The 11,601-nt window shown below is 67.9% G+C and carries 14 protein-coding genes and 2 pseudogenes; 8 read left to right on the forward strand and 8 right to left on the reverse strand.

Annotated elements, in window-relative coordinates; all coding sequences use genetic code 11:
- Positions 1-170 precede the first annotated feature (170 nt).
- Complete coding sequence (locus tag CP977_RS00070) at positions 171-893, reverse strand: hypothetical protein (protein ID WP_152369299.1); 723 nt, start codon at positions 891-893, stop codon at positions 171-173.
- Between the two features lie 44 nt (positions 894-937).
- Between CP977_RS00070 and CP977_RS33880 the strand changes: the two genes are divergently transcribed.
- A complete protein-coding gene (locus CP977_RS33880; protein WP_167309058.1) occupies positions 938-1,078 on the forward strand; it encodes a hypothetical protein in 141 nt (46 codons plus the stop codon).
- 93 nt (positions 1,079-1,171) lie between these two features.
- Entirely contained in the window at positions 1,172-2,203 is a 1,032-nt protein-coding gene (locus CP977_RS00075) for a serine hydrolase domain-containing protein (RefSeq protein WP_152369300.1), read from the forward strand.
- A 50-nt stretch (positions 2,204-2,253) separates the two neighbouring features.
- Here CP977_RS00075 and CP977_RS00080 read toward each other — a convergent pair whose 3' ends face one another.
- Genes CP977_RS00080 through CP977_RS00090 form a run of 3 tightly spaced genes read right to left on the reverse strand, consistent with a single transcriptional unit; the run spans position 2,254 to position 4,189 of the window.
- The gene (locus CP977_RS00080; RefSeq protein WP_152369301.1) at positions 2,254-3,075 is read right to left on the reverse strand and encodes a hypothetical protein; all 822 of its coding nucleotides are present in this window, start codon (positions 3,073-3,075) and stop codon (positions 2,254-2,256) included.
- On the reverse strand, positions 3,072-3,965 hold the full coding sequence (locus tag CP977_RS00085; protein WP_152371453.1) for a sigma-70 family RNA polymerase sigma factor: 894 nt from the start codon (positions 3,963-3,965) through the stop codon (positions 3,072-3,074). Before CP977_RS00085 ends, CP977_RS00080 begins: the two co-directional genes overlap by 4 nt.
- A gap of 5 nt (positions 3,966-3,970) precedes the next feature.
- Positions 3,971-4,189 (reverse strand): hypothetical protein, encoded by a 219-nt coding sequence (locus CP977_RS00090; protein WP_152369302.1) that lies wholly within the window; start codon positions 4,187-4,189, stop codon positions 3,971-3,973.
- A gap of 921 nt (positions 4,190-5,110) precedes the next feature.
- Between CP977_RS00090 and CP977_RS00095 the strand changes: the two genes are divergently transcribed.
- A complete protein-coding gene (locus tag CP977_RS00095; protein WP_152369303.1) occupies positions 5,111-5,995 on the forward strand; it encodes an IS5 family transposase in 885 nt (294 codons plus the stop codon).
- A 106-nt stretch (positions 5,996-6,101) separates the two neighbouring features.
- On the opposite strand, the gene CP977_RS00100 is transcribed toward CP977_RS00095, so the two are convergent.
- Entirely contained in the window at positions 6,102-6,551 is a 450-nt protein-coding gene (locus CP977_RS00100; protein WP_152369304.1) for a hypothetical protein, read from the reverse strand.
- Between the two features lie 265 nt (positions 6,552-6,816).
- Here CP977_RS00100 and CP977_RS00105 point away from each other — a divergent pair, with 265 nt between their 5' ends.
- Positions 6,817-7,047 carry a hypothetical protein gene (locus tag CP977_RS00105; RefSeq protein ID WP_152369305.1) on the forward strand — a complete coding sequence of 77 codons (231 nt, stop codon included), beginning with the start codon at positions 6,817-6,819 and terminating at the stop codon, positions 7,045-7,047.
- Between the two features lie 58 nt (positions 7,048-7,105).
- Here CP977_RS00105 and CP977_RS00110 read toward each other — a convergent pair.
- A pseudogene (locus CP977_RS00110) lies at positions 7,106-7,234 on the reverse strand (IS5/IS1182 family transposase); the annotation flags it as partial.
- Between the two features lie 123 nt (positions 7,235-7,357).
- On the opposite strand from CP977_RS00110, the pseudogene CP977_RS34560 reads away from it, so the two are divergent.
- Positions 7,358-7,456 (forward strand): annotated as a pseudogene (locus tag CP977_RS34560) (IS5/IS1182 family transposase); the annotation flags it as partial.
- A gap of 640 nt (positions 7,457-8,096) precedes the next feature.
- On the opposite strand, the gene CP977_RS33890 reads toward CP977_RS34560, so the two are convergent.
- Complete coding sequence (locus CP977_RS33890) at positions 8,097-8,255, reverse strand: hypothetical protein (RefSeq protein ID WP_167309068.1); 159 nt, start codon at positions 8,253-8,255, stop codon at positions 8,097-8,099.
- A gap of 184 nt (positions 8,256-8,439) precedes the next feature.
- Here CP977_RS33890 and CP977_RS00120 point away from each other — a divergent pair, with 184 nt between their 5' ends.
- A complete protein-coding gene (locus tag CP977_RS00120) occupies positions 8,440-9,495 on the forward strand; it encodes a helix-turn-helix domain-containing protein (protein WP_229991722.1) in 1,056 nt (351 codons plus the stop codon).
- A gap of 15 nt (positions 9,496-9,510) precedes the next feature.
- The gene (locus CP977_RS00125; RefSeq protein WP_152369307.1) at positions 9,511-10,086 is read left to right on the forward strand and encodes an HD domain-containing protein; all 576 of its coding nucleotides are present in this window, start codon (positions 9,511-9,513) and stop codon (positions 10,084-10,086) included.
- Positions 10,087-10,176: 90 nt separating this feature from the next.
- Here the strand turns inward: CP977_RS00125 and CP977_RS00130 are convergent, their stop codons facing one another.
- Positions 10,177-10,755: a hypothetical protein gene (locus CP977_RS00130; RefSeq protein WP_152369308.1), complete on the reverse strand. Its 579-nt coding sequence runs from the start codon at positions 10,753-10,755 to the stop codon at positions 10,177-10,179.
- 376 nt (positions 10,756-11,131) lie between these two features.
- Between CP977_RS00130 and CP977_RS00135 the strand changes: the two genes are divergently transcribed.
- Positions 11,132-11,599, forward strand: coding sequence for an SUKH-3 domain-containing protein (locus CP977_RS00135; RefSeq protein ID WP_152369309.1), 468 nt, complete (start codon positions 11,132-11,134; stop codon positions 11,597-11,599).
- Positions 11,600-11,601: the final 2 nt, after the last annotated feature.

An 11,601-nucleotide genomic window follows, 5' to 3' on the forward strand; every position in this document is an offset into this window, starting at 1 on the left:
TGACAGCCTCATGCAGACAATCAATAAGAGTGCTCTCTGCCGCTCGAGTGACCAGCTTGAAAAGGGGATGTTTAGATCTTCTCTTCAAGCGGTTTCTAAATCACACTTCCGATTCTGGTAAGATGGCGAATTCGATAATCTGCGCTTCTGGAGATGAATTTGTTGCACTGTCAGTAGGTGTGGGCTTTCAAGAGCCTTCCTCGGGCATGGAGGGTTTCCATCAGGAGGAGATGGATTAGCTCTTCGTGGTGTTCCCTATGAGTTGGAGCGACAGCGCTCCGGCCGATGAAGCCTGCGCTGAGCTGCTGGTTCATAAGCTGGAGTGCCTTGTGAGCTTTCTTCAGTTCAGCCAGGCGGGTGAGGGAGTCGCTCTCCGAGACCGGGGTTGCTTCTGTTGCAGAAAAGGCTGCGTCGGCGGCCTTGTCGGCTCGGTATTTTTCAACCTCGGAGAGTCTGACGGGCCATAGACCTTTAAATCGCGAGCTCTGGGATCCGGACTGCGTTTGCTGTGTGCTACATTCGGCCTGAACTGGGTGGCTGACGCTGATTTGTGTCGAAGTTTCAGAAGAGATGGCTTCCTTGGCCAGGTGCCCGGGCCGGCGCTGGCGGGTGACAGCTCTCTTGGCAAGAATTTCCCCTGCTTGACGGCGCCCCTCCCCCGTCAATGAACAAAGGATCCGAGGTGGACGGCCGGGATGAGGGCCTAGTTCGTTGCTGGTCACGATCCACATCAATGCAGAAAGCCTGGTGAGGATCTGCGAGATCGTGCTTTTGCCCAAGCCGGTCTGCTCGCTGATCCTCGCTGCCCATGGCGGGTCGTCGGCTGAAGCGTCCAGGAGCAGGCTCAGTACCTCAGCCGTGGGAAGAGTCGCGCGGATCGCGGGAGTTGTCACACACCTACCCGACCACACTAGAGGGCAATGGTCAAGAATGAACTATGGTCAGGCAGCTCTGTTCTGTGGGGTGCCTCTGCGGGGCGTGCCACGGCTTCATGCAGGCCGGGTACGCCAGCGCCGCCCAGTACCCCCTGTCGAAGACCGCCCGAGAACTGGCCGGCCTCGGCCGCCAGCTCACCTGAGGACCCGCCGGGGCCCCCGGCACACCGTTGCCCGGCCCAACCGACCCACGTCACTACGCTGGCCGCTGGGATGCCCGTACGAAGAGGGAGACCATGCCGTACCGCACCGAGCGCATCGAGAACCTGCAGAGCGAAGGCATCCGTGACAAGGTCTACCCGGGAGCGGTGTGGGCCGTCGGCGACTCCGGCGACTTACGGGCGACGGGAACCACCGGCGTCCTCGACTCCGACGAGCCGAACGTGAGGATGCGGCCGGACATCGTCTTCGACGCCGCCAGCCTCACCAAGATCCTCGCAGTCTGGGCGTCCATCGGAGTCCTGTGGGAGGACGGTGTCCTCAACCTCGACGCCCCGCTCGGCACCTTCTGGGACGAGGTCACCGGCCACCCTCTCGGCATCGTGACCGCGCGGCAGCTCCTGACCCACACCGCCGGCCTCCCTCTCCGGACCCAGCTGAAGAACCTCTACGGCACTGACCCCGCCGCCATCCGCCGCGGAGTCCTGCGCGAAGCCCTCAACCGGCCGCCCGGCGAAGCCGTCGAGTACACCGACCGGGCCGCCCTCATCCTCGGCTACCTCGCAGAACACCTCTCCGGCCAGCTCTGCGAGAAGAGGACCTGGCGCCCGCTCGGCATGGACTCCACCCGCTTCGGTCCGCTGCCCGCAGGCATCGCGACCCGATGCGCCCCCACCGAGCTCGACCAGGACACCGACACCCACCTCAAGGGCACCGCCCACGACTTCTCCGCCCGGCTCCTCGGCGGGGTGTGCGGCATCGCCGGCACCTTCACCGTCCTCGACGATCTGGCCGTCTTCCTGCGCTACATGCTCGCCCCCACCACGGCCCCCGCCCAGGCCGGCTTCGGAGCCGAGTGGAGCACCCACTCCCTCGCCGTGCAGACCGGCGGCCTCCAGCCGGAGCGCGGCCTGTTCTGGCACCCGGCCCCCGGCACCACCAACGAGCAGGACGTCTGGGTCCACTACGGCTTCACCGGCACCGGCATGTGGATCTCCTCCACCCAGAACCGGTGGGCCGTACTCCTCACCAACAAGCTCTACTGCACCCGCGACCGCCAACCACTGACCGACGTCCGCAGCACCCTTCGCCAGGAGGCATTCGCCTGACCTCTCGGTGCGGCCCAGACCCAAACACCGATGCTGAGGGGGTCGGGTGGTCAGCGCGATGCGGCTTCGTCAAGGGTCTGCGGGATCCGCGCTCCGGTGGCGACTGTTGCCTGTCGCGGTCCAGGGCGGGTACGGCCGCGGGCGCGGGCGGGGAGGTTGCTGGGGTGGTCGGGCCGGGTGGCGCTGGCGGTGAGTAGGGTGTTGATTTCCTGGGCGAATTTGTCTCCTGGCAAGGGGATTTCGCTGTCGGGTTCGCGGAGGTAGCCGACGGCGACGGCGGTGGGCATGTAGGCCATCAATTCGGCGACGACGGCGGAGCGGGGCCGGGAGGCGGTCCTGCCCAGGCGTCGCAGGAGCCGCAGGAGGGTGGCGGCGGAGGTCTCCTCCTCGTGGAAGAGGGCGACGGTTTTGTTGTCGCGGTGCACTGTGGTGCGAACAGTCTTCACCACGGGAATGTCGTCGTCGGTCTGCTTGTGCCACCAGCGGGCGGCGTGGGTCTCGCCGAGGGCGAGGTGGTGGAGGTAGAGGCAGTAGGCGGCCGCGGCGTGCCCGGCGCCGGCGGCGTACTGCCACCAGAACCGGGCGCCGTCGTCGGTGTCGGTGAGCTGCAGGACGCAGGCCAGGACCATGGCGCTGCGGGGCTCGGGAACCTGGTCGGTGAGGAAGTCGGCGACGGCATCGGCGGGGGTGTGGGTGACCAGGGCCTCGCACAAGGCGCGCAGGTCCTCGGCGGCCGATGCGGTGTTCGGGTCGGTGGAGTCGCGGGGGGAGTTCGGGTCCGGGTCGCGGGCGGGGACGGTGTCGCGTGGCACGGTTCGTTCGAAGACGAGAAGCGTTCGGGCGAGGAGGCTGTCGAGGTTGGTCTTCTTCATGAGGTGGTTCCCCCGGTGTGGGCCGGCGACTCGACGGTGTCGGCGAGGAACCGGTCGGCGTGGCGTTCGCTGGACCGTACGAGGGCCAGCGGAATGCCGAGGAGGTCGGAGACCTTCTCGGTGGTGAAGCCGCACAGGCGCCTAAGCACCATGACGTCGAGCTGGGTGAGGGGCAGCTTGCTGATGGCAGCAAACATCTCCAGGGACTCGGCCAGCTGGGCCGCCTGGTGGTCGAGGGAGTCCTGACCGTGCAGGGCGGCGGTGTCGAAGGCAGCGTCGGCGAGGACGGGCCGCTGGTCTCGGTGGTCGGCCTTGGCCTTGACGGTGGCGCTGAGGATGTTCCAGGCGTAGCGGCGGATGTCGGGGCTGGCCAGGGCGTCGTCGAAGGAGAGCCACAGGATGGCGAAGGTCTCCTCGACGGCGGCGTCCAGGACGGTGCCGGTCAGGAAGACACCGGCGTAGCGGCGGTAGCCGTCTTCGACCATGGAACGCAGGGCGCCGTGCTCCAGGGGCGGTCCGATCTGGGTGGTGACGGCAAGCCGGCCTGCGGTGGAGCGATCGACCCAGTCGCGGCTCTTGCCGGCGTCCATGGCTGCCTGCTTCCAGAGCCGGTGGAGGGGCCAGGTCGGGATGTTCAGTTCCTCGGCCAGGCGGTGGATGACTTCCCAGCGGGGGTAGTGGCCGACTCCGCGCAGCAGCTCGGAGAGCTTCGATTTTGCGAGTACGCGTGCGCTGAGGTCGGCGAGGGTACGGCCGCTGAGAAGGTAGTGCTCACGGGTGGGGGTGAGCCATGCGCGATGGGCACTGCCGACGGTGGAGGCGATGGGACCGAGCTTGCGGCCGGGGCGGAGCGGGGCCGACTCGGAAGCCGGCCCCGTCGCGTTGTGCATGGGGGTCACGGGGCGCTGTCCTCCTCGTCGCCCGCCGTCGTGGCGGTGCCGGGGACGGCCGCGGTCTTGCTGCGGAAGCCGGCCAGGACATGGGTGACGGTGAGACCGAGGACCGGGGCCAGCGTGGCGATGATGGCGGCGTGCCCCATCGCCGCCATCGCCACGCTCCAGCCGAGGACGCCCAGCGACAGCACCATGGCCGCCGCTATCAGCTTGCTGTTCATCGTGATTCCTTGCGTGTCGTCATGCTGTGCATCCGGAAGGCCACACAGAGGTAGCCCCTTCAACTCGCGGGTGCCGATCCGCTTCTGAAGGAGCATCAGCATGTACCGAGGGATGCCGCTAACGCCACGTGATCATGGAATTACGGAACATTGCGATGCATGGAAGGTGCGCCATGCGGTCGGAGATGACCGTTCCTGTGCGCGTCGAGCCTGCTGACGCTGTTGCGCGGGTGAAGTTCCCGATTTTCCTTGCAATCCCACCGGCCTGACCCCCAAATTGGAGTCAGGACACCTTGGTGTCGTCCTTCCATCCGGAAGGGGCCCGGCTCCCGTGCCGAGAACCACCAGGGAGCACGCGCCACTCGCTCCCGCCCGGCCTGAGATAGAGGCCGGGCGGGACGAAACACCCCCGATGACGGGGACCATGACCGTAGCGCAGCACTCTGACAACAGCCCCTACACCACCGGCTGTTGCTTCTGTGCGCCCCCGTATGCGCCACCGATCCAAACGCCGCCGGGCGCCCTCAGCCCACCCCTGGGCGGGCCAACAGAGAGCATCTTGCTCGGCATCGCCACCCTGCACTCGACGGCTTCGGCATGAGACCTGTCCTGAGTCCGGAGCTGGACGCTCATCACGACGGCGCATCGAACGTGACGGTCGCTACAGAAACAGGCCACTCCCAAGATCATCGGAAGATCTCCGGTTTGACCATCGATCACAAGACGTGACAGCGCATCGGCGCCTTCGATCTCGAGGGCTCGCGTCCACGCAGAGGACGATCGCGACCCGGTCAAGGCCGTCAGCCGAGGCAAATCTCCCGACGGGCTCCTCGCTGTCCCATCGGGTCGTCCGCTCGATGAGGTCTAGGTCGTGTCCGATGGGTCGTGTGACGCTCCCGCTGGGGAGTCGTTCCGTGGGACATGGGGCGGGGAGATCTTTCGGATGAGGAGTGGGCTCGGCTGGAGCCGCACTTGCCGGCGAATCGTGGGCGGGGAGGACGCTGGAAATGCCACCGCCGGGTGATCAACGGGATTCTGTTCCGGCAGCGGACCGGACTTCCCTGGTGGGACCTGCCTCCCTGCTTCGGTAGCTGGAAGACGGTCCACGACCGTCATCGCAGGTGGTCGGCGGACGGCACGAGGGAGAGAATCCTGCGGGCCGTCCAGGCCGACGCCGATACCAAGGGCCGGATCGACTGGAGCATGGTCGGCGTCGATTCCACGACATGCCGCGCTCATCAGCACGCGGCTGGCGCCTCCACCCGCGCCCCGAAGATCCCGGGTCGGCGCAGGAGCCCGACGCGTCACCGTTCCGATGAGGCCCTGGGACGCTCGCGAGGCGGGCTCACAAGCAAGATCCACCTCGCCGGAGAAGGCGGGTGCCGCCCGCTCGGGTTTGTCATCACGCCCGGTCAGTGGGGGGACGCACCGCAGATGATTCCCGCCCTGGAAGAGATCCGGGTGCCCCGGCAGGCTGGTGGACGACCGCGCACCCGGCCCGACCACGTCGGGAGAGGCAAGGCGTACTCGTCACGCCGCAACCGGCATCACCTGCGCAGACGCCACATCAAGCACACGATCCCCGAGCCGAGAGACCAACGGGCCAACCGCCGGCACCGCGGCAGCCAAGGAGGCAGGCCCGCCGGGTTCAACAAGGCGATCTACCGTCGGCGCAACGAAGTCGAGCGGACCATCAACCGGCCCAAGAACTTCCGCGCCATCACCACACGCTTCGACAAACGGGCGTACGTCTTCCACGGAACGGTCACCGTGGCCGCGATCCGCCTATGGCTCCGTCCGCAGTGAAACGCCCCGTTGAGAGGTCCTTGGCACCTGGGCAGTGGTGGCGCAGTTCGCTGAGTACGCGCTCGTCGACAGCCCTGACGTCCCAAGATGAGCTGCCGAACTCGGTCTACCAGGGTGAGCGGGTGTCGCGGCGTGCTTCTGGGGTCTGCTCAGGCAGAGCCGTGTTCTGGTCGGTGCGCAGCAGCATGCCCGGGTAGGGTTCGAAGTCCTCATTGGGCGGTGCCGGCTGGTAGAAACGCTCGGTGCGCGGAATGGTGACTTCCACCAGCCGGCCCTCCTGGAACATCCATAGCCCGAAGCAGTCGTCGTCCTGGTCGCGAAGCAGAACCTGCACCGTGTGCGGATGCGGCCACGGCAGCGACTCCAGGTGCTTGAGCAGGCCCTGGCGGCCACGCAATTTCTCGAACTCCAGGGCCCACCCGAACTTGTAGCCCCACTGCCCCGCTATCGGGACGAAGCGACCTCGCCACGTGCGTTCCGAGTCGTCCTGGGTCAGTGGTTCCATCACCTCGCCCGACCAGCGGGCGAGCACGATGACCTCGGCGTCTCTACTCATGCCGGAGTATGACCGCATCCGCCTGATCCACCGCAACCAAATTCCTCAACCGGCCGACGCAGGCAAGGACGGGCGGATTGGCGGCGAGCTCTCAGTGCCAGCGAGCCCGACGACGGCACCTCCAGAGAAGCTCATCTACGCCTATGCCACGGCCCTGATCAGCTCACACGACCCATCGGACAGCCCCTAACCTGCCCAGTCCTTCTCGGCCCCTGACGCAGCCGCGCTCTTCGAACTACCCTGCGAAGAACAGCGAGGAGGAGAAGTGACCGCTCTACTTACCCTGTTCGGAGTCATCTTCGGCATCGGGGCGCTGTCGTACGTCGTGGTGCGCCGTCGTGGCAGAAGCCGGACGGAGACGGCCGAGGGTCTCCTGCAGGAACAGCAGGCACGGCTTCAGGCCCACCAGGACCGGGTGTCCTACAACTCCTGGGCGGTGCACAACTACCTACCGACCGCCAGCGACAGCTACGGCCGCCGAAACGGACAGCATTAGACACTGCATAGCAAGCGATCTGTTAGGGGGCCGCAGGGCCGACGTCAGTGAGCCTGTTTCATCCTGAATAGTTGCAGGTCAGCAGCGTGTGGGCGGCCTGGACGATGGTGCCGATGCGACGGGTGGAGCATCTGGCCCGCTGGAGGATCCGCCAGGACTTCAGCTGTGCGAAGGCGCGCTCACCCGGGCCAACGACGAGGGGCCCTACCTCGTCACCACCCTCGCTGACCAGCCTCTTTCACCCTTTAACACAGGATGAAAGAGGCTGGTCAGCGAGGGTGGTGACGTGGCAAAGCCTTGGTCGTTGACGGTGTTGATTCCACTCGACACTGCCGACAGCCTGGGGGCTCTGTTGGTTCCTTATCCCTTCCTGCTCGACGTCCCGTACGAGCTGGTCGAGCATGTTTCCTGTGGACGCGGGACAGGGCGGTGAACTGGGCGCGCAGGGCGTGGCAGGTGACGTCGAGCGGGACGGGAACGGGGAGCTCGGCCAGGAGTTCGTCGCCGGTCAGCTCGTAGAGGGCGCTCTTGGGCGCCATCACCCGCAGCGCGCCCTCCAGAAGGGGCTGGGCGCCGCGGGTGACGGAGTACTCGCTGACGAGCGGGCCGCCGTAGAAGTCGTCCCACTCCCTCGTGTAGAGCGCGCAGCCCTCAAGGACGCTGGGCATCTCCGGGTCGGCCTGCCAGGCCGTGTGGATCTCCCGAGCCCGGTCCACGACGGCGGCGGGCTCGATGGCGGTGATGGTCACGGTGGTGCTCCTCTCGGTGATGGTGCGCGGGTGGTGACCGTGCCTCCGGGGGCTGCGGGGCGCCCCGGAGGCACGGTGTTCGGCGGGCCCCGGTGGGGCGGATGTTGCCCGGCGCGGTGGTCAGCGGGGTGTCCTGGCCTGGCGGGAGGAGGTAGGCGCGGCGGGTCCAGGCGGGGGTGCCGGTGTGGGTGGGCAGCTGCTCGCAGCGGATCGCGAGGAGTTCGCCCTCGACGCCGGAGGCGATGTCCCGCACGGTCTTGCCGACGAGGCCGAAGACGTCGCCGGATGTACCGGGAGCGCTCATCCGGCGGACTCCGGTTCTCCGTCGTGCTCCTGGTCGGCGTCGGCGGCGGTGTTGGCGTCGAGGAAGCGGGCGTACCCGGCTTGGGCCCGGGCGACCAGGTCCGGAGAGGGAACGCCGTACGCGGGCTCGGGCGGCAGGGGGTCGGGGTGCGTCATGCGGGCATCGCTCCCGGGCGTCAACACGGCGACAGAGACGGTCCTCAAGGGGGACTTGCGGAGTTGACCGTACGGGCGGGCGCGGTGGGGTAACACTGACCGTGAGTACGGGTTCGCGTACGAGCGCCGAGCCGGGAGGCGGCCCGCGATGGGCAGGCAACCACCACCGCCGAGAGCACCGTCCGTGGCGGGCTTCGTCCTGCGCCTGGCCCGCGAGAGCGCATCGCTGACGCAGGCGCGACTCGGCGAGGCGCTCATGGTCGACGTCGACACGGTGCAGGGATGGGAGTCGGGCCGACGGCCGCTGTCGAATGTGAAGGCCGGGGTACTGCTGGAGCTGCGGCGGCGTCTGCCCGCGCTCGGAGCCGAGCCGGGAATCGTCGCGGTGCTGGAGGCGGCGATGGACGCCGACCGGGTCCTGGCGGCCGGACTCGGCGCGGTCGAGGGGCAGGTTCATCCGCTGGCCGGGTGGGTGCACACCCGGGAGACCGCACACCTGCTGTCCTGGGCGCTGACCGGGACGACGCCGCCCGCGCTCGCCGGACGCCTGCCCCGGCTGCGGCGCGGGCCGGCCGCTACCGCGCCGGTCTTGTCGGCCGGGCAGCGCGAGGCGTTCTTCGTCCACCTGCGGGAGACCACCGAGCGGGCGGCCCGGCATGACGAGGAGGGGGCGCTGCTGCACCGCCAGGCGCTGTATCTGGCCTCCTACGACCACGGGCCGGACGCGGCCGCCTGGACCCGGGCCGCCCTGCACCGCGGCCGCGACGTCCTGGCCCGGCGCGGCTTCTCCCCGCACTGGGCCGGCGCCCGCTCGACCGCCACCGCGCTTGCCCGCCAGGGCGACCCCCAGCCCCTGCTCGACTTCATCGACCGCGCGCTCGCCGACGACGACACCGCCGAGGCGGCGAACCTGAACTACTGGGCGTACTGGGTCGGCGCCATGAGCACCCCGCAGCCGGACGACGCCTTCATGACCGACCGCGCGCTCGCCGGGTGGGACCCGGTCACCCTGCTGCGGGGCCTGGCCCGCGGGCTGCACGTGGCGCCCGGGTACGTCGACCTGTACGCGCACACCCTGTGGGCGCTCCTCGTGCGGTTCCCGTGGCTGCCGCAGGCCGCCGGGCAGATCGCCGGCCCGCTGCGGGTACGGACCGGACAGCTCCTCGATGGGGCGGAGTTGTCGGCACGATCCCGGCGTGAGCTGGGCAGGGTCCATTACGGTCTCGATCACAACCGCTGACGTACGGAGGACCATATGGCCGACGACAACACCGTCCGGGGCACGGCGAGCTTCATCTCCGAGCTCGGCGTGCTCAAGCGCGTCGCGCGGACCGGCTGGTGGTTCACCGGCAACAAGGCACCCGAGTCCGTTGCCGAGCACTCCTTCCGGGTCGCGGCGGTCGGCGCGATCCTCGCCATGATGGAAGGCGCCGACGCGGGGAAAGTGGCGCTGATGTGCACGTTCCACGACAGCCAGGAGACGCGGATCGGGGACATCCCGCACATCGGCCGACGCTACATCAAGGCCGCTGAGAACGGGGAGGTGACCGCCGACCAGGTCGTCAACGCCCACCCCGCCGTCCGCGCCGGCGTGCAGGCCGCCGTCGACGAGTACGAGGCGCGCGAGACGCTGGAGGCGAAGGTCGCGCGCGACGCCGACAAACTCGAATGCCTCTTCCAGGCGGTCGAGTACCGCGAGCAGGGCTACAGCCTCACCCAGAACTGGATCGACACCTCCCTCGCCTCGCTCACCACGACGTCGGCGAAGGCGCTGGCCGAGGCCGCCTTGAGCGGCTCCTCCCTGGACTGGCAGAAGAACGTACGCCCCTGACCCCTACCCAACGTGGAGAGGCCCCCAGCGCGAGCTGGGAGCCTCTCCACTGCTGTTCCAGGGTCGTCAGACCCGTTGGGTCCAACAGGTCTAGGTGCCGGACGGCTGCTTCGTGTCGGGAGCCGTCTGCAGCGGCTTGGTCGCCTCCGCCACGAACGCCTCACGGCGGGCAGAGGAGGTTTCCTGCGCCTGCCAGTACATACCGAGGCCGCGCCCGGAGCCCTCCTCCGGGGGGATGTACTGGGCACCGATGCCCGTGGCCAGGTCTTCGAGGGCGTCCATCATCGCGGTGGCGGCAAGTGCTACAGGTCGGGGGCCGAGCATGGTGACTCGCTCGGCTGCCCGGGCCACCGGGATCCGGTCCCGGTGCATCTGCTCCGCGACGGCCTCGTTCGCCGTGTCCCAGACGTCTTCCTGGTCGAGGATCTCGATCTCGTACTCGTTCAGAGTCCTTTCGTCGAGCTGTGTCACCGCCTCGTCCCAGAGCGCGAGGAAGTCGACGAACGCTTCCTGCCGCTGCCCGCGAAGCCATTGCTCGTGCTCGACCTTCGCCTGGTCGCGCACCTGCCGGCGCCCGACCCACACGCCGATGAAGCTGTCGGCCACAGTCACGGTCCCCGCCACTCCGGCCGCTACAACGGCCGCCACCCCCTGGTCCTTGGGGCTCATCCTGCCCGACTCCCACGAGAGCAAGGTCGTCTGCAGGGGCCCGGTACCGGCGCGGAGCGCCGATACCTTGGTCCCCAGTGCGTCCGACTCGCCGAACTTCGCGGTGGTGCTGCGCGACCTACGCACCCCGGGCCGACTCCTTCCCCCTGCCCGCAGCACGGCTCCCGGTGGTCGCCGGGAGCCGTTTTTGTGGCCGGTCGGGCTCTGTTGGCTTCGTTCACGTTCAGCGACAGCGTTTGTTGACGAGTTTCAGCAGCGTTTGGTGATCAACTCGGCTCTGGTCCACTTCTTGTGGTGCGGTCACATTCTGTACTGACTCGGCACGTCTGCTGAGATGATCGCCTCCTACTTCAAGTTGGCGGGAGCTGGGTCTGTCATGAGCGAATGGTCGCCGGAGGTGCTCGAGGTCCTGGAGGCTTCGGGATGGACGGCTGGCAGGCGGGTCGATACGGCTGGCTGGCGGTCCATGTTCGAAGGGGCCGGCATCGTCATGCACGATGCCGCGGAGAAGTTCCTTCAGGAGTTCGGGGGGCTGACCGTGAGCATCGGTGGTCCGGGAATCAGCTGCGCCCGCGAGCCATTCGAACTGGACCCGGAACTGGCGTGGGGGGAGGAGGACCGGTTCTCCGGGTGGAGCGACACCTTGGGGAGAGAGCTCTTCCCACTCGGTGAGCTCGATCACGGCCGGTTCTTTCTCGGCATCGATGAGCACAGTGAGATCTACCTGGTCGAGGGCTGGGCCGCCAGCTTCGGGGCAATGCCGCACGCCCTTGAGAATCTAATCCTCGGCGTGATGCCCCGAAGGATCGACGAGGGGCAAAGGCAGCCGGACCAGGCTTGGTGACA

Source organism: Streptomyces cinereoruber (genome assembly GCF_009299385.1).
In the GTDB taxonomy this organism is placed as follows: Bacteria; Actinomycetota; Actinomycetes; order Streptomycetales; family Streptomycetaceae; genus Streptomyces; species Streptomyces bikiniensis.

Excerpts from the sequence above, each read along its gene's own strand:
- CP977_RS00075 (WP_152369300.1), top strand. The coding sequence starts at position 1,172 with ATGCCGTACCGCACCGAGCGCATCGAGAACCTGCAGAGCGAAGGCATC.
- CP977_RS00125 (WP_152369307.1), top strand. The coding sequence starts at position 9,511 with ATGGCCGACGACAACACCGTCCGGGGCACGGCGAGCTTCATCTCCGAG.
- CP977_RS00100 (WP_152369304.1), bottom strand. The coding sequence starts at position 6,551 with ATGAGTAGAGACGCCGAGGTCATCGTGCTCGCCCGCTGGTCGGGCGAG.
- CP977_RS33890 (WP_167309068.1), bottom strand. The coding sequence starts at position 8,255 with ATGACGCACCCCGACCCCCTGCCGCCCGAGCCCGCGTACGGCGTTCCC.
- CP977_RS00090 (WP_152369302.1), bottom strand. The coding sequence starts at position 4,189 with ATGAACAGCAAGCTGATAGCGGCGGCCATGGTGCTGTCGCTGGGCGTC.
- CP977_RS00130 (WP_152369308.1), bottom strand. The coding sequence starts at position 10,755 with ATGAGCCCCAAGGACCAGGGGGTGGCGGCCGTTGTAGCGGCCGGAGTG.
- CP977_RS00085 (WP_152371453.1), bottom strand. The coding sequence starts at position 3,965 with ATGCACAACGCGACGGGGCCGGCTTCCGAGTCGGCCCCGCTCCGCCCC.
- CP977_RS33880 (WP_167309058.1), top strand. The coding sequence starts at position 938 with ATGGTCAGGCAGCTCTGTTCTGTGGGGTGCCTCTGCGGGGCGTGCCAC.
- CP977_RS00080 (WP_152369301.1), bottom strand. The coding sequence starts at position 3,075 with ATGAAGAAGACCAACCTCGACAGCCTCCTCGCCCGAACGCTTCTCGTC.
- CP977_RS00095 (WP_152369303.1), top strand. The coding sequence starts at position 5,111 with ATGGGGCGGGGAGATCTTTCGGATGAGGAGTGGGCTCGGCTGGAGCCG.
- CP977_RS00135 (WP_152369309.1), top strand. The coding sequence starts at position 11,132 with ATGAGCGAATGGTCGCCGGAGGTGCTCGAGGTCCTGGAGGCTTCGGGA.